This window comes from Klebsiella sp. 54, assembly GCF_018223875.1.
In the GTDB taxonomy this organism is placed as follows: Bacteria; Pseudomonadota; Gammaproteobacteria; order Enterobacterales; family Enterobacteriaceae; genus Klebsiella; species Klebsiella quasipneumoniae.
Genome location: NZ_JAGRRA010000004.1, coordinates 194,984 through 211,063, shown reverse-complemented (window position 1 = coordinate 211,063; position 16,080 = coordinate 194,984). Strand labels below are relative to the sequence as shown.

Genomic DNA, 16,080 nt, shown 5'->3' with positions numbered 1-16,080 from the left:
GATCAGCGCTCGGTTTCCGCGAGCTGGCGTTCGTAAACTTTGAAGAAGGGGCGATAAAGCATCCAGGCGTTAAACATCGCGAACAGGCTCATGCACAAATTTTTCCAGCTGCCGTTCGCCGACCATGCCGCCCCCAGCGGAGAAGGCATCGACCAGGGTAGCATCGCCACCGCGCGATCGAGGATGCCCAGCTGAGTCAAATACCATGCAATACAGGCATTTATCAGCGGAACAAAGAGAAACGGCAGTAAAAAAACCGGGTTCATGATCACCGGAAAACCAAACAGTATCGGCTCGTTGATATTAAACAGCGACGGCAGCAGGCCAATTTTGGCCACGCTTTTCAGCTGCCGTGAGCGGCTGCGCATCGCCATCAATACCAGCGGCAGAGTGGAGCCGATACCGCCGATCAGCAGGTAAAAATCCCAGAATCCCTGCAGATAAATATGCGGCAGCGTTGGCGAACCCGCCGCCAAAGCCTGCTGATTTTCAAACAGATAGGTCATCCAGAAGGGGTTCATAATCCCGGTGATAATCAGCGCGCCGTGGATACCGATAAACCAGAGTAAGTTACAGATTAACAAAGAGATAAGTACCGCCATCAACGTGTCGGACGCCAGCACCAGCGGTCGCACCGCTTCGCTGATTAGCTCCGGTACGATGCGCCCGGTCGTCTGCAGCAATATGGCATTCATCACGCTTATCGACAGCATCACCACCAGCAGCGGGATCAGCAGTTGAAAGCCATTGCGAGTCATCAGCGGCACTTCATCAGGCAGGCGGATACACCAGCCTTTTTTGTAGAAAAAACGAATTATCTCAATGGAATAGGTACTGGATATCAGGGCGGTAAATATCCCCATGCCGCCGAGATAAACGTTGCTCACCGCAGTCTCGCGAAAGCCAATAAACAGCAGAAAAGCCAGACACCCGGTTAAACCACAGAGCCGTTCCGGCAGACGGTACTGCTTGGCGAGACTGGCGCTGGCGCCGAAAGCGACAATCAGCGCCACCAGGCCAATGGTTAGCTGAAAGGTCGGCAGCAGGATAGGCCGCAGCAGCAAATAGACCTGGCCGAAACGCGAGGCGCCGTCGATGGAAACGGGCGGAAACAAAATGGGAACCAACAGGCTGCCAACAATCACAAATGGCATCGCCAGCGCAAAGCTATCGCGCATCGCCGTAATGTGGTTGTTGCGCGTCAGAACATTCGCCAGCGGCGCCAGCCGCTGCTCGATGATGTCCACGGCCACATTCATTAACTGAATGTTCATACTCCTACCTTTGCGAATGATTGTCTCGCCGGGATGATCGCCCACAACACCGGAAAGTGAAAGCCTGCCATAGGTGATCATGGTCACAATAAATAAATCCATAAATGGAAAGCGCTTTCCGTAATGCATCCATTTTGACTATAGTCCGCACATCCAACCTCATCAGGAGCGGTACTTATGAAAAAAATTATGTTGTGTTGTTCGGCAGGCATGTCCACCAGCCTGCTGATGAAAAAAATGATTGCGGAAGCCGAACAGCGGGGCCTGCCGGTAGAGATCAACGCCTATGGCGTAGCGGAGTTCGCCGAACAGGTTGGCCATTATCAGGTGGTGCTGCTGGGGCCGCAGGTGAAATACATGCAGCAGGATTTGCAAAAGCAGGCGGATAAATACGGTATCCGCGTCGAACCCATCAATATGATGGACTACGGCATGCAAAAAGGCGCCGCAGTCCTTGATTTCGCCCTTTCCCTCATCGAAAACAAGAACTAAGGAAAGATCATGAGCTCTCTGTACGCTAAATTGATCGATGTGATCGAACGGCAGATCACGCCTATGGCGGGAGCGATCGGCCAGCAAAAATACGTTACCTCCATCCGCGACGGTTTTATTACCGCCCTGCCCTTTATGATCGTCGGCTCGTTTTTGCTGGTGTTTATCTTCCCGCCGTTTTCTCCGGATACGACGTGGGGCTTTGCCCGCGCCTGGCTGCAATTTTCGCTCGATCATCGCGAGGCGCTGATGCTGCCGTTCAACTTCAGCATGGGGGTGATGACCCTGTTTATCGCCGTCGGGATCGCCGCCAGCCTCGCCAAGCACCATCACCTGGACTCATTGACCGCCGGGATGCTGTCGCTGATGTCGTTTCTGCTGGTCGCCGCGCCGCTGAAAGATGGCCAGATCTCTACTGCCTACTTCTCCGGCCAGGGGATCTTTACCGCCATTCTGGTGGCTATCTATTCCACCGAGCTGTACGCCTTCCTCAAGCGACATAACATCACCATTCGCCTGCCGCCGGAAGTGCCTGCCGGGGTAGCGCGCTCGTTCGAGATCCTGATCCCGGTGCTGGCGATCATCCTGACGCTACATCCGCTGAACCTGTTTATCGAGGCCCAGCTGGGGATGATCATTCCGGAAGCGATCATGTCGCTGGTGAAACCGCTGGTCGCAGCTTCCGATACGCTGCCGGCGATCCTGCTGTCAGTGCTGGTCTGTCAGGTACTGTGGTTCGCCGGGATCCACGGCGCGCTGATCGTCACCGGGATCATGAACCCGTTCTGGATGGCCAACCTGTCGGTCAATCAGGCGGCGATGGCCGCTGGCACCGCTATCCCGCACATCTATGTCCAGGGCTTCTGGGATCACTATCTGCTGATCGGCGGCGTCGGCTCAACCCTGCCGCTGGCGCTGATGCTGCTGCGCAGCAAGGCCGTGCATCTGCGGACGATTGGCCGGATGGGCGTGGTGCCGGGCGTATTTAACATCAACGAACCGATTCTGTTCGGCGCGCCGATCATCATGAACCCGCTGTTCTTCCTGCCGTTCGTGCTGGTGCCGATGGTCAACGCGACCCTGGCGTACTTTGCGCTGAAGCTGGACCTGGTCAGCCGCGTAGTGTCGATGACGCCGTGGACGACGCCGGCCCCTATCGGCGCCTCGTGGGCGGCGAACTGGAGCTTTAGCCCGGTGATCCTGTGCCTTATTTGTATGGCCACCGCCATGGTGATGTACCTGCCATTTCTCAAAGCTTACGAAAAACAGCTGCTGGCCCAGGAGCGTGAAAACGCCGTCGACCAGGCTGACAACGCGGCGCAAACCGCTTAATGCTAACGATTCAGAGGATAATCATGGAATTAGAAGAACAGGTGATGGGGATCATCATCAACGCCGGCCAGTCCCGTAGCCTGTGCTACGAAGCGCTGCACGCCGCTAAAGCGGGTGATTTCGCCACCGCCGACGCCAAAATGCAGGAAGCGGCGCACTATTCCCGCGAAGCTCACCTTGTGCAGACCCAGCTTATCGAAGCTGACGAAGGCGAGGGAAAAACCAAAATGACGCTGGTGATGGTCCATGCTCAGGATCACCTGATGACCTCCATTCTGGCGAAAGAGCTGATTGCCGAACTGATTGCGATTTACCGCGCGCAACCGCTTCACGCCTAGCGCCTTGCCCGGCCAGACGTGCTGGCCGGGTCTGATTCCCCGAGGTCACTATGTTACATCTTGGAATAGATATTGGCGGCACCAAAATGGAGGCCGTACTGCTGGATCCCGCAGGCGAATGCGTCCAGCGCCTGCGTCGGCCAACCCACAAAGAGAGCTATGACGCCTTTATGCGTCAACTGCTGACCCTGATTGCCGATATGCGCGCGGTCAGCCCGCAGCCGTTCACTCTGGGGATCGGCCTGCCCGGGGCTATCGATCCGCAAAGCGGACGCATTAAAAACTGCAACTGCCTGGTGCTCAACGGCCACGATCTGCGCCGGGATATCATGCAGCAGCTTGGCCAACCGGTGTGGATGGCAAACGATGCCGACTGCTTCACCCTTTCCGAGGCGGTCGATGGCGCCGGCGCCGGCGCCACCACCGTCTTCGGGGTGATTATCGGTACCGGCTGCGGCGGCGGGATCGCCGTTCATCAACAGCTGCTCAGCGGCCCCAACGCTATCGCCGGAGAGTGGGGACATAATCCGCTGCCGGGCTATACTCCTGAGCGCGATGGCCCGCCGCAGCCCTGCTACTGCGGCAAAACGAACTGCATCGAAAGCTTTGTTTCCGGCACCGGCTTCGCCCGCCGCTACGGGGAACAAGCGCGTGCGGAAGCCATTGTCGCCGCAGCGCAAAACGGCGATCCGCGCGCGCTGGCCCACTGGCGTCATTTTATCGACGCCTTTGCCCGCAGCCTGGCGTCAGTGATCAACATTCTCGACCCGCAGGTGATTGTGCTGGGCGGCGGTTTGTCCAACGTCAGCCAGATCTATCGCGATCTGCCTGCCGCCATCGTGCCGTGGATCTTCTCCGACAGCTGCCGCACGCAGATCAAACCGGCCCGCTTCGGCGACGCCAGCGGCGTGCGCGGCGCGGCCTGGCTGCCCCGGTTGCCCGGCGCCGCGGACGGGCCTCGGTAGACACTTTTTTCAGCAGGTATGTTAAGCTAGGCGAAAATGTCCAGACAGAAAAAGCCATGCCAACGATTGATGATGTTTCAAGATTAGCGAATGTCTCAAGAGCGACGGTTTCCCGCGTGCTGACCGGCACCCGGGGCGTGCGCGAAGAGAGCCGGGAAGCTGTGCTGCGGGCCGTTGAAGAACTCAACTATCGCCCGAGCTTTGCCGCGCAAAACCTCGCCAGTCAGACATCCAGCCACGTTGGCCTGGTGATTTCCGCGCAGGACGAGAGCCACGGCGCGCGTCTGTTGCCGCTCCTCTCGCAGGCGCTGAAAGGGCTGAATAAAAGCCTGCTGGTCCAGTACGTCAGCGACCCGGTAGAGCAGGCGGCGGCGATCGACGATCTGCAGCGCCAGTGCGTGGCGGTGGTGGTGCTGGGCGCCGTTGCCGCCGACGCGCCGCGCAACGTTATCGCCTTTGACCGCTTCGGCGTCGCTGGAAGCAACAGCCAGGGCTATGACTTCGCCTTCGCCACCGAAAGCGCCTGCCGCTATGTGATTGGCAAGGGACACCGCAACATCGCCCTGCTGGTGGACAGCGATAGCGACGATGCCAGCCGACAGATGCTGGAAGGCTACCGCAACGTCCTGCAGAACTACTCCATTCCTTTTAACCGCCAGCTGGTGCTGACGGCCAACGATGATGTCGAGCAGGCGCTGCTTACCTTAATTAACAGCTTCAGTAAATACTCAGTCATTATCGTTAAACGCGACCGCTACGCGGCTGAAGCAATGCGCCTGCTGCGCGAATTCACCATCGCCGTCCCGCAGGAGGTCTCCCTGCTGAGCCTTGAGGATTCCCCCCTCGCCTCGCTGCTCTATCCGCCGCTGACCTGCATCTCATGGCCACTGGAGGCGCTGCTGGATAACTGTATTCAGCGTATTCGCAGCCTGATAGACGACCGGCCAACGTTCACCGCCGAGGGCCGCTCGCTGGCCGGCCGCCTGATCCCGCGCCAGTCGGTCGCCGATATCTCTTGATCTCCGCCCGGTTCGCGCCGGGCCAACCTTGCCTCCCCTTTCTCGCGCTCTCGTTTCCCGGCTCATTATTATCCCCGCACGCAAATAAGAATTATTTTCATTTATAAATAGCTTGTGCTATATAACATAGCAATTGCTATAAACGCTGAGAAATTAACCACACCATTGCGAGGGATCCTATGCTGCATCTGACACCGCTGAAATCATTGCTGCTGGCCAGCGCGCTGGCCCTGCTGGCCGCGGCGCCGGCCTCGGCGCAGGAGAAATTCAGGGTTATCACCACCTTCACGGTTATCGCCGATATGGCGCAGAACGTGGCCGGCGATGCCGCCGTCGTCAGCTCCATCACCAAACCGGGCGCGGAGATCCACGACTACCAGCCCACCCCCGGCGATATCAAACGCGCGCAGGGGGCGCAGCTGATCCTCAGCAATGGTCTCAATCTCGAACGGTGGTTTGCCCGCTTTTATCAGCACTTGCAGGGCGTCCCGGAGGTGGTGGTCAGCGAGGGGATCCAGCCGATGGGCATCAGCGCGGGCCCCTATAGCGGGAAGCCCAATCCCCATGCCTGGATGTCGGCAGATAACGCCCTGATCTATGTCGATAATATTCGCGACGCGCTGGTGAAATACGATCCGCCTCACGCCGACACCTATCGCCGCAACGCCGAGGCCTACAAAGAGAAGATCCGCCAGACGATGGCGCCACTGCAGGCCAGACTGGCGCAGCTGCCGGAGGATAAGCGCTGGCTGGTCACCAGCGAGGGAGCCTTCTCCTATCTGGCCCGCGACTATGGCCTGCACGAACTGTATCTGTGGCCGATTAACGCCGACCAGCAGGGTACCCCGCAACAGGTACGCAAAGTTATCGACACCATGAAGAGAGAACAGATCCCGACCATCTTCAGCGAAAGCACCATCTCCGATAAACCGGCCCGTCAGGTGGCGCGCGAAGCCGGCGCCCACTACGGCGGCGTGCTGTATGTCGATTCGCTGAGCGCCGCCGACGGCCCGGTGCCGACCTGGCTCGACCTGCTGCGCGTCACAACCGAAACCATCGTCAACGGTATCCAGGACGGGATGAGGAAACAGCCATGAATACAGCGCAAGCGGGTCTGTATGTCGACCAGCTCACCGTTACCTGGCGCAACGGCCACACCGCCCTGCGCGACGCCTCGTTCAGCGTACCACGCGGCGCCATTGCCGCGCTGGTGGGGGTTAACGGCTCGGGTAAATCCACGCTGTTTAAAGCGCTGATGGGCTTTGTGCGCATCGGTCACGGCGAGATCGCCATACTCGGCCAGCCGGTCAATCGCGCGCTGCGCCAGAATCTGGTCGCCTATGTCCCGCAGTCGGAAGAGGTGGACTGGTCCTTCCCGGTGCTGGTGGAGGATGTGGTGATGATGGGCCGCTACGGCCATATGGGCTGGCTGCGGCGGGCAAAGCCGCGCGATCGCGAAATCGTCGATGCCGCGCTGGCCCGCGTGGGCATGAGCGAGTACCGCCATCGGCAAATTGGCGAGCTCTCCGGTGGGCAGAAAAAGCGCGTCTTCCTTGCCCGCGCCATCGCTCAGCAGGGTCAGGTGATCCTGCTGGATGAGCCTTTTACCGGCGTCGATGTGCAGACCGAAGCGCGGATCATCAGCCTGCTGCGCGAGCTACGCGATGAGGGCTGCACCATGCTGGTCTCCACCCATAACCTCGGGTCCGTAAGTGAGTTTTGCGATTATACGGTGATGGTAAAAGGCACCGTGCTGGCCAGCGGCCCGACAGAAACCACCTTCACCGCCGAGAATCTGGAGCGGGCTTTCAGCGGCGTGCTGCGCCACGTCGCCCTCACCGGCGCGGAAGCGCAGATTATCACCGATGACGAGCGGCCGTTTATCAGCCGGCGCGCGGCGGGAGGACCACGATGAGCTGGCTGCTGGAGCCGTTTGGCTATCACTATATGCTCAATGCGATGTGGGTATCGGCGCTGGTGGGCGGCGTCTGCGCCTTTCTCTCCTGCTACCTGATGCTCAAAGGCTGGTCGCTGATTGGCGACGCCCTTTCCCACTCGATTGTGCCCGGCGTCGCCGGGGCCTATATGCTCGGCCTGCCGTTTGCCCTCGGCGCGTTTCTCTCCGGCGGCCTGGCGGCGGGCAGTATGCTGTTTTTGCAGCAGCGATCGCGGCTAAAAGAGGATGCGATTATCGGCCTGATCTTCTCCTCCTTCTTCGGTATCGGGCTGTTTATGGTGTCGCTGAACCCGACGTCGGTGAATATCCAGACCATTATCCTCGGCAATATTCTGGCCATCGCCCCGGAGGATATTATCCAGCTGGCGGCGATCGGCTTTATCTCGATGGCGATCCTGCTGCTGAAGTGGAAAGATCTGATGGTGACCTTCTTCGATGAAAACCACGCCCGCTCGATTGGTCTGAACACCCGCGGCCTGAAGCTGCTGTTCTTTACCCTGCTGGCGGCCTGCACCGTAGCGGCGCTGCAGACCGTCGGCGCCTTTCTGGTCATCTGCCTGGTGGTCACTCCCGGGGCCACCGCCTGGCTGTTAACCGACCGCTTCCCGCGCCTGCTGGCCATCGCCGTCGCCATCGGCAGCCTGACCAGCTTCTTCGGCGCCTGGCTCAGCTTCTATCTCGACGGCGCCACCGGCGGCATTATCGTGGTGGCGCAAACGCTGCTGTTCCTCATCACCTTTATCTTTGCGCCGAAGCATGGCCTGCTGGCCAACCGCCGCCGCGCCAGGGAGGCTGCATGCTGAATCTGTTCCTGGCTCCGTTTCAGTTTCCATTTATGGTCAACGCGATAACGGTATCGATGGTCGTCGCCGTGCCCTGCGCGCTGCTGTCGGTCTTTCTGGTGCTTAAAGGCTGGGCGCTGATGGGCGACGCCATGAGCCACGCGGTCTTTCCCGGCGTGGTGCTGGCCTACATTATCGGCATCCCCTTCGCCATCGGCGCGTTTATCGCCGGGCTGCTGTGCGCCGTAACGACCGGTTTTCTTGACGATAACAGCCGCCTCAAACGCGATACCATTATGGGAATTGTCTTCTCCGGTATGTTTGGCGCCGGGCTGGTGCTGTACGTAGCGATCCAGTCCGACGTCCATCTCGACCATATTCTGTTCGGCGATATGCTGGGGATCTCCCTCAGCGATATTGGACAAACGGCGGCTATCGCGCTGGTGATTGCGCTGATTATCGGGCTGAAATGGCGGGATTTTTTGCTGCACGCCTTCGATCCGACGCAGGCCAAAGCCAGCGGCCTGCGCGTGGGGCTGCTGCACTACGGCCTGCTGTGCATGATCGCCCTGACCATCGTCGCGACGCTGCAGTCGGTAGGGATTATTCTGTCGATTTCGCTGCTGATTGCCCCCGGGGCGATCGCGCTCCTGCTGGTACGGCGCTTTATCCACGCCCTGCTGCTGGCGGTGGCAGTGGCGGTCTGCTGCTCGGCGGGAGGGGTGTGGCTGGCGTTTTATCTCGATAGCGCGCCGGCGCCGACTATCGTGGTGCTGTTCACCGCGCTGTTTGTGATCGCCTTTGTGGCAAGCACGATCCGGGATAGCCGGAAACAGAAAACTTCAGCAACCATCTCCGGCGGCGGCTAACGCCTTACCGGGGCTACAAAAAACGCGAGTTGTCCGCCGGCTGCGCGCCGCGCAGGCCGGGGAAGGCCGCTATTTTTTCGGTCGGTATTTTTCCGGCAGCGGCGGCACCGGCCGCCTGTCATCCAGCAGATGGCGAAGGGTCAGGATCGGGTGACGCCAGAGCATTCGCGGCCCGGCCCAGCGCATAATCTGCTTCATCTCTTCGCGCTTCGCCGGCTGGTAGCAATGCACCGGACACTGCTTGCAGGCCGGTTTATTGTCGCCAAACACGCACTTATCAAGGCGCTTATCGGCGTAGGCGTTCAGCGCCTGATAGTGTTCGGCGTCGTCGCGGGCCTCCGGACAGCGGCGCTGATAAAGCCCAATCATCCGACCGATCGTCTGCTTTTCACGTTCGATGCGTTTGCCCACCGTCAATTTCCCTCCCCACAAAAAGATGCATCAATAATACACCTTTTAAGCCGGCCACGCAGCCGCTTTCCTAACGATCAGGTCGGGTTAGCGGGTTTATCAACATGCCCCAATGCTTTTTCCGGGAAGCAGACATCGCGCACCCGGCGTTTCAGCTCTGCCGCATCCGGAAAGCCGCCATCCTGCTTGCGCTCCCAGATCTGCTGGCCGTCGATATCGATAGTGAAGATCCCGCCGGTGCCCGGCACCAGCGTCACCGAGGCGATATCGGTGCTGAAGGTGTGTAACAGCTCCTGCGCCATCCAGCTGGCGCGCAGCATCCAGTTGCACTGGGAACAATAGGTGATGGTGATAGCCGCTTTTGAATTCATCGTCATCTCGCTCAGGCTGAAAGGGCACAGTGTAAACAATGTGCAGTTTAAATGAGGAATACATCAATATTTTGTTGCAAACGATAATACCTATCATTACCATTCGCAATCAACAAATGGAGTTAGACCCTATCCGCAACGGAAAAGACGGAGCAACCTGCAACTCTGGAAGTAACGCGTGAGCCGATACTAATAACGATCAAGGCGTGGCGACTATGTACAAATCGACTCCGTCAGCAGCAGGGTGTAAAAAACGCCTGCTGGTGACCTCTTTGCTTGCAGCAATTTATCAAACTTCTGCCGTCGCAGCAGGCACTTCCGCCATCGGCGGCGAGGCGGTGGATGACACCTCGGAACAAATGACCGTCACCGCTCCCGCGCCGGCGCAAAAAGCCGGTAACGAGCACAGCATCAGCGCCCGGGAGCTGGAGGATAAAGGCGCTAACGATTTCGGCTCAATCATGCGCTATGAGCCGCTCATCAGCGCCACCGGGGCCAGCGGCGGCTCCGGCAACGGCAAAAGCGGCTTCGACCGCGGGGGCTACACCGGCTACAACATTCGCGGTATGGAGAGCAACCGCGTCGGCATCGACGTGGACGGTATCGCCCAGCCCAACGCCACCGGCCGTGGCTACGTCGGTCGCGCCGGGCTCAACACCTTCGGCATCGGCCGCGATTATATCGACCCCTATATGTACGGCAGCGTGGATATCCAGTCCGGCGCCACCTCGACGGAAACGGCCAACAGCGCCATCGGGGGGAATGTCTCCTTCCGCCCGAAATCGGCGGATGATTACCTGCGCCCGGGCAAAACCAGCGCCTTCGGCTATCGCAGCGGCTACGACTCCGCGGATCGCAGCTGGCACAACGGGGTGACCGTCGCCGGCGGCGATGAGTTCCTGCGCGGCATTTTGGTCTACAGCCGCCGCGATGGTCAGGAAACCGAAAATAACAGCGGCACCGTCGATGCCTACCCGGCGAACTGGCACTCCGATGCCTTTCTGGCCTCCGGGATCTGGCAGCCCAACGACGAGCACAAGCTAACCAGCACCTTCGACTATTACCATAAAACCAACCACACCCACTACGATACCTGGGACTCCAGCGGCAACAGCACCATCGGCACCGCCAACCAGACCAGCCAGACCCGGCGCTGGGGTCTGAGCCTGAAGGATGACTGGACGCCGATGAATGACTACCTCGACAGCGTCTCCAGTAAAATCTATTACCAGCATACCGAAGCCCATGACTGGACGTATATGCCGGACAGCGTCACCCGCAGAATGCAGACGGTGAACTCCAACTACGACACCGACACCTGGGGCCTGCAGACCGCACTGGCGAAAACCCTGGGCCGCCACGATCTGAGCGCCGGCTTTAACGCCAGCACCAGCAAAACCCAGCGGCCGTTCAGCCAGTCGCCAATCCCCAGCGTTTACAGCGAGATCATGCAGCCGGAGGCGGATAGCCGCAGCTACACCCTCGGCGGTTTTGTTCAGGATAAGATCAACTTCGATCTCGATAGCCACAATTTCGCCATTATTCCCGGCGTGCGTGTGGTACATCAATCGACGAAGCCGGAAAATCTGTCCGACCTCGCCGCCAACAGCAGCGCGCTGACCGAATCGTCAGTGGCCAGGCTGTATGGTAAAAACAGCGATACCCAGGTTCTGCCGTCGTTGACCTTCCAGTACGACCTCACCCCGCGTCTGATGACCTACCTGCAGTACCAGCGCGGGGCGCAGTTCCCCAACGCCAGCCAGCTGTATGGCTCCTGGAACCTTGGCTCCAGCTACGCCGGCAGCCAGCAGTATGCCCTGATCGGCAATACCGATCTGAAGACGGAAACCAGCGATAATCTTGAGTGGGGACTGAAGGGGGAAGTTACCGAAGGCATCACTCTGCGCACGGCGCTGTTCTACAACAGCTATAAGAACTTTATCGCCTATACCCGCTATACCCGGGCGAATAATCCGGGCCAGTTCACCAACGTGCCGTCGAATATCTACACCATTTATCAGGCGGAAAACCGCGATAAAGCCTATATCTACGGCGGTGAAATCAGCACTAAATTTAACTTTGGCACCTGGTATGAGCAGGTGGACGGCCTGAGCGCCACCCTCGCCCTCGGCTATAGCGAAGGGAAATCGAAATCCAGCTACAGCGGCGATAAATACGTCGACCTCGACAGCGTAGCGCCGATGAAAGCCATCGTCGGCGTGGCGTGGGACGATCCGGCGAAACGCTACGGCACCGCCCTGACGGCGACCTTCGTCAAAGGGAAACAGGCGACCGCCACCAATCGCGAAAGCTACAGCAACAGCGGATCCGCCATCACCGATGCCAGCAGCGACTATATGCGCGTGCCGGGCTACGGCATGCTGGACTGGACCGCGTACTGGCAGGTAGCGAAAAACGTGCGCCTCAATGGCGGGGTCTACAACCTCACCGATCGTAAATACTGGGATTACCTGAGCAGCCGCAATATCGAGACCGGCACCAACCAGGACGCCAACGATAAAGCGCTGGCGGTGATGCCGGGCCGCACCTGGCAGCTCGGAGTCAACGTCGACTTCTGATTGCCCGAATAACCACTCACCTGCCCCGGCCCACCGGCCGGGGATATTGATCATCGAGAAGGATATAATTATGCCCAATGCCCACCCCGATTTGTGGCAGCGCTACCAGGCCACCAAAGCGGCCAGCGCCGCGAAATATGCCCGCGATATCGCCGCGGAAATGGGGATCAGCGAAGCCGAACTGACCGCCGCCCGCCTCGGCCATGATGCCGTGCGCCTGAGCGATGACGCCCGGGCGCTGATTGCAGCCCTGGAGCGCGTCGGTGAAACCAAATGCATCTGCCGCAACGAGTATGCCGTGCATGAGCAGGTCGGCCAGTTCACGCACCAGCACCTCAGCGGCCACGCCGGGCTGGTGCTCAACCCGCGCGCGCTCGACCTGCGTCTGTTCCTCAGCCAGTGGGCCAGCGCCTTCCATCTGAACGATAACGGTCGCCAGAGCATTCAGTTTTTCGACCACCACGGTGACGCCCTGCTGAAAGTCTATGCGACCACGCAGACCGACATGGCGGCCTGGGACACCCTGATCGCGGAGTATCGGGTGGCGGCCCCGGCACCGCTGACCCTGCGCCCGCTGGAGCCGGTGAAATATGCCGAGAGCGCCGATGGAGCCGCGCTGGAGAACGACTGGCGCGCGATAACCGACGTACACCAGTTCTTCGGTCTGCTGCGTAAATATCAGCTTTCCCGCCAGCAGGCCTTCCGTCTGGTGAGCGACGACCTCGCCTGCCGCGTTGATCGCCATGCGCTGCCAGCGTTACTGGAGACGGTGCGCCAGGAGGGCAATGAAATCATGATCTTCGTCGGCAATCGCGGCTGCGTGCAGATTTTCACCGGCGCCCTGGAAAAGCTGGCGCCGATGCGCGGCTGGCTGAATATCTTCAATCCCACCTTTACCCTCCATCTGCGCGAAGAGAGCATCGATGAAGTGTGGGTGACCCGTAAGCCGACCTCAGACGGACACGTCACCAGCGTCGAGCTGTTCGCCAAAGACGGCACCCAGATTGCCCAGCTCTATGGCCAGCGCAGCGAGGGCCACCCCGAGCAGGGGCAATGGCGCCAGCAGGTGGATCGTCTGACCCGCGAAGGACTGCCCGCATGATGCGCTGGTTACTGCTTCTCATCGCCTTCCCGCTGCTGAGCCACGCCGCTGTGGAGCGGCTCGTCACCCTCGGAGGAGATGTCACTGAGATCGTCTATGCCCTTGGCGCGCAACAGAGCCTGGTCGCCCGGGACAGCACCAGCAGCTGGCCCCCGGCGGCGCAAAAACTGCCGGATGTCGGCTACCTGCGGCAGCTGAACGCTGAGGGGATCCTCGCATTACGTCCGCAGCTGGTGTTAGCGAGCGCCCAGGCGCAGCCCTCGCTGGTCTTACACAAGGTGCAGGCGAGCGGCGTGAAGGTGGTTAACGTGCCTGGCGGCGAAAACCTGGCCGCGATCGATAACAAAGTGGCCGTCATTGCCGAAGCATTAGGCAAAACCCCGGCAGGCGACGCGCTGCGCCAGCAGCTTCAGCAGCAGATCGCCGCCATTCCAACGCAGCCGATTGCCAGGCGGGTGCTGTTTATTCTCAGCCACGGCGGAATGAATACCCTGGTGGCCGGGCAACACACCGCGGCCGATGGCGCCATTCGCACCGCCGGTCTGCAGAACGCGATGCAGGGCTTCGACCACTATCGGGCGATGTCGCAGGAGGGAGTGGCCGCCAGCCAGGCGGATCTGGTGGTGATCTCCGCCGATGGTCTCAAAGGGATGGGCGGCGAAGCCGGGCTGTGGAGCCTGCCCGGCCTGGCGCAGACCCCGGCGGGTCGCCATAAACAGCTGCTGACGATCGACGACATGGCCCTGCTCGGCTTTGGGCCGCGCACCCCGCAGGCAATTATCGCGCTGCGTGAAAAAGCGGAGCAACTGCCCTGATGCGCCCTGCCCTCGCCCGCCGTTTGCTGATGATGACGCTACTGCTGGTTTCGCTGACGCTGTTCGCCACCACCCTTGGCGCGATGCGTTTGCCGCTGGCCAGCCTGCTGCCCGCCGGGGATGAGATGCTGCGCCACATCTGGCTGACCATCCGTCTGCCGCGGGTGCTGCTGGCCCTGCTGGTAGGCGCGGCGCTGGCCCTCTCCGGCTGCGTGATGCAGGGGCTGTTTCGCAACCCGCTTGCCGACCCGGGCCTGCTGGGCATCAGCAGCGGCGCCGCGCTGGCGGTGGCCTGCTGGCTGGTGCTCCCGCTTTCCGCATCGGGGCTGATCGCCCTGTATATGCCGATGCTGGCGGCGTTTATTGGTAGCCTGGCAGTGATGGTAGTGATTTTTATCCTCAGCCGGGCGGAGGAGGGTTCGCTGTCGCGCCTGCTGCTGGTAGGGATCGCCATCAACGCGCTGTGCGGGGCGCTGGTCGGCGTGCTGGCCTGGCTGAGCAACGACGCCCAGCTGCGCCAGCTGTCGCTGTGGGGCATGGGCAGCCTGGGCCAGGCCGAGTGGCCGACCCTGCTGGTGGCTACGACCCTGATCATCCCGGCGGCGCTGGCGGTGTGGTGGATGGCATCCCACCTGAATCTGCTGCAGCTCGGCGATGAAGAGGCGCACTATCTCGGGGTCAACGTGCGGGCGCTGCAGCGCTGGCTGCTGCTGTGCAGCGCGGTGCTGGTGGCCGCGGCGGTGGCCATCAGCGGAGTCATCGGCTTTATCGGCCTGGTGGTGCCGCACCTGATGCGCCTGTGGCTGGGGCCGGATCATCGCGGGCTGATCCCCGGCTCGCTGCTGGCCGGCGCCATCCTGCTTCTGCTGGCCGATACCCTGGCCCGCACCGTAGCGGCGCCAGCGGAGATGCCGGTCGGTCTGCTCACCAGCCTGCTGGGCGCCCCCTGGTTTCTGTGGCTGGTCTTTCGTCGGGAGAACTCCAGACATGGCTAATGCATACTGCGCCCAGGGTCTGTCACTTCGCCTTGGTAAACGACAGATTATCGACAACGTCTCCGTCGCGCTGCGCGGCGGCGAGATGACGGCGCTTATCGGGCCGAACGGCGCAGGCAAATCCACGCTGCTGCGGGTGCTTACCGGGTACCTGACTCCGGATAGCGGCACTCGCCATCTGGCGGGCACGCCGCTGGAGGAATGGTCACCCGAGGCGCTGGCGCGCCGGCGGGCGGTCATGCTGCAGCGCACGGCCCTGCAGGCTGACTGGACGGTGGAAACGGTCATCGCCATGGGGCTCTCGCCGTGGGGTCCGACCGCGGACCCGGCGGTGCTGGCGGCGGTAATGGCCGTCACCGGCTGCGATGAACTTGCCGGCCGCCGCTATCCCGGCCTCTCCGGTGGCGAGCAGCAGCGGGTACAGCTCGCCCGCTGTCTGGCGCAGCTGTGGCGCGACGGCGCGCCGCAGGGCTGGCTGTTTCTTGATGAACCCACCTCGGCGCTGGACCTTTACTATCAACAGTATCTGCTGCGCTTGCTCAAACGGCTCACCGCCGGCGGGCAACTGCACGTGTGCGTGGTGCTGCATGACCTTAACCTCGCCGCCCTGTGGGCCGACCGCATCCTGCTGCTTCACCAGGGCCATCTGGTCGCCCAGGGCACGCCGCAGGAGGTGATCCAGCAGCCAGTTATCCATCGCTGGTACGGGGCGGATGTCCGCCTCGGCCAGCATCCGGACAACGCGGCCCCCCAGGTCTATCTGGCGCCGTAACCCCCGC

At 60.8% G+C, this 16,080-nt stretch carries 17 protein-coding genes; 14 read left to right on the top strand and 3 right to left on the bottom strand.

Annotated elements, in window-relative coordinates:
- Positions 1 to 2 precede the first annotated feature (2 nt).
- The gene (locus KHQ24_RS12485; RefSeq protein ID WP_004205636.1) at positions 3 to 1,274 is read right to left on the bottom strand and encodes a PTS sugar transporter subunit IIC; all 1,272 of its coding nucleotides are present in this window, start codon (positions 1,272 to 1,274) and stop codon (positions 3 to 5) included.
- A gap of 177 nt (positions 1,275 to 1,451) precedes the next feature.
- Between KHQ24_RS12485 and KHQ24_RS12480 the strand changes: the two genes are divergently transcribed.
- The 9 genes from KHQ24_RS12480 to KHQ24_RS12440 all read left to right on the top strand — a co-directional run bounded on the left by KHQ24_RS12480 (position 1,452) and on the right by KHQ24_RS12440 (position 9,028).
- Positions 1,452 to 1,766: a PTS sugar transporter subunit IIB gene (locus KHQ24_RS12480; protein WP_002914979.1), complete on the top strand. Its 315-nt coding sequence runs from the start codon at positions 1,452 to 1,454 to the stop codon at positions 1,764 to 1,766.
- 9 nt (positions 1,767 to 1,775) lie between these two features.
- On the top strand, positions 1,776 to 3,098 hold the full coding sequence (locus tag KHQ24_RS12475; RefSeq protein ID WP_004205635.1) for a PTS sugar transporter subunit IIC: 1,323 nt from the start codon (positions 1,776 to 1,778) through the stop codon (positions 3,096 to 3,098).
- A gap of 23 nt (positions 3,099 to 3,121) precedes the next feature.
- Positions 3,122 to 3,436: a PTS lactose/cellobiose transporter subunit IIA gene (locus KHQ24_RS12470; RefSeq protein ID WP_002914983.1), complete on the top strand. Its 315-nt coding sequence runs from the start codon at positions 3,122 to 3,124 to the stop codon at positions 3,434 to 3,436.
- A gap of 50 nt (positions 3,437 to 3,486) precedes the next feature.
- The gene (locus KHQ24_RS12465; protein ID WP_023318996.1) at positions 3,487 to 4,401 is read left to right on the top strand and encodes an ROK family protein; all 915 of its coding nucleotides are present in this window, start codon (positions 3,487 to 3,489) and stop codon (positions 4,399 to 4,401) included.
- 56 nt (positions 4,402 to 4,457) lie between these two features.
- A complete protein-coding gene (locus KHQ24_RS12460) occupies positions 4,458 to 5,420 on the top strand; it encodes a LacI family DNA-binding transcriptional regulator (RefSeq protein WP_004205633.1) in 963 nt (320 codons plus the stop codon).
- Positions 5,421 to 5,599: 179 nt separating this feature from the next.
- The gene (locus tag KHQ24_RS12455) at positions 5,600 to 6,517 is read left to right on the top strand and encodes a metal ABC transporter substrate-binding protein (RefSeq protein ID WP_032456514.1); all 918 of its coding nucleotides are present in this window, start codon (positions 5,600 to 5,602) and stop codon (positions 6,515 to 6,517) included.
- Positions 6,514 to 7,335 (top strand): manganese/iron ABC transporter ATP-binding protein, encoded by an 822-nt coding sequence (locus KHQ24_RS12450; protein ID WP_023318999.1) that lies wholly within the window; start codon positions 6,514 to 6,516, stop codon positions 7,333 to 7,335. Before KHQ24_RS12455 ends, KHQ24_RS12450 begins: the two co-directional genes overlap by 4 nt.
- Positions 7,332 to 8,180 (top strand): iron/manganese ABC transporter permease subunit SitC, encoded by an 849-nt coding sequence (gene sitC / locus KHQ24_RS12445; protein ID WP_032456515.1) that lies wholly within the window; start codon positions 7,332 to 7,334, stop codon positions 8,178 to 8,180. The genes KHQ24_RS12450 and sitC overlap by 4 nt, the downstream gene beginning before the upstream one ends.
- Positions 8,174 to 9,028 (top strand): metal ABC transporter permease, encoded by an 855-nt coding sequence (locus KHQ24_RS12440; protein WP_126494143.1) that lies wholly within the window; start codon positions 8,174 to 8,176, stop codon positions 9,026 to 9,028. Before sitC ends, KHQ24_RS12440 begins: the two co-directional genes overlap by 7 nt.
- A 69-nt stretch (positions 9,029 to 9,097) precedes the next feature.
- Here KHQ24_RS12440 and KHQ24_RS12435 read toward each other — a convergent pair whose 3' ends face one another.
- Both KHQ24_RS12435 and KHQ24_RS12430 read right to left on the bottom strand, forming a co-directional pair.
- Positions 9,098 to 9,439 (bottom strand): nitrous oxide-stimulated promoter family protein, encoded by a 342-nt coding sequence (locus tag KHQ24_RS12435; protein ID WP_017899162.1) that lies wholly within the window; start codon positions 9,437 to 9,439, stop codon positions 9,098 to 9,100.
- Between the two features lie 77 nt (positions 9,440 to 9,516).
- Positions 9,517 to 9,810 (bottom strand): SelT/SelW/SelH family protein, encoded by a 294-nt coding sequence (locus tag KHQ24_RS12430; RefSeq protein WP_004205627.1) that lies wholly within the window; start codon positions 9,808 to 9,810, stop codon positions 9,517 to 9,519.
- A gap of 215 nt (positions 9,811 to 10,025) precedes the next feature.
- Between KHQ24_RS12430 and KHQ24_RS12425 the strand changes: the two genes are divergently transcribed.
- The 5 genes from KHQ24_RS12425 to KHQ24_RS12405 all read left to right on the top strand — a co-directional run bounded on the left by KHQ24_RS12425 (position 10,026) and on the right by KHQ24_RS12405 (position 16,073).
- Positions 10,026 to 12,389, top strand: a complete 2,364-nt coding sequence (locus tag KHQ24_RS12425; protein WP_017899164.1) for a TonB-dependent receptor domain-containing protein — start codon at positions 10,026 to 10,028, stop codon at positions 12,387 to 12,389.
- A 70-nt stretch (positions 12,390 to 12,459) separates the two neighbouring features.
- Complete coding sequence (locus KHQ24_RS12420; RefSeq protein ID WP_211777301.1) at positions 12,460 to 13,491, top strand: hemin-degrading factor; 1,032 nt, start codon at positions 12,460 to 12,462, stop codon at positions 13,489 to 13,491.
- Entirely contained in the window at positions 13,488 to 14,306 is an 819-nt protein-coding gene (locus tag KHQ24_RS12415; RefSeq protein WP_065696866.1) for a heme/hemin ABC transporter substrate-binding protein, read from the top strand. Before KHQ24_RS12420 ends, KHQ24_RS12415 begins: the two co-directional genes overlap by 4 nt.
- The gene (locus KHQ24_RS12410; protein WP_049004712.1) at positions 14,306 to 15,301 is read left to right on the top strand and encodes a FecCD family ABC transporter permease; all 996 of its coding nucleotides are present in this window, start codon (positions 14,306 to 14,308) and stop codon (positions 15,299 to 15,301) included. The genes KHQ24_RS12415 and KHQ24_RS12410 overlap by 1 nt, the downstream gene beginning before the upstream one ends.
- Complete coding sequence (locus KHQ24_RS12405) at positions 15,294 to 16,073, top strand: heme ABC transporter ATP-binding protein (protein WP_135730376.1); 780 nt, start codon at positions 15,294 to 15,296, stop codon at positions 16,071 to 16,073. Before KHQ24_RS12410 ends, KHQ24_RS12405 begins: the two co-directional genes overlap by 8 nt.
- The last annotated feature ends 7 nt before the right edge of the window (positions 16,074 to 16,080 follow it).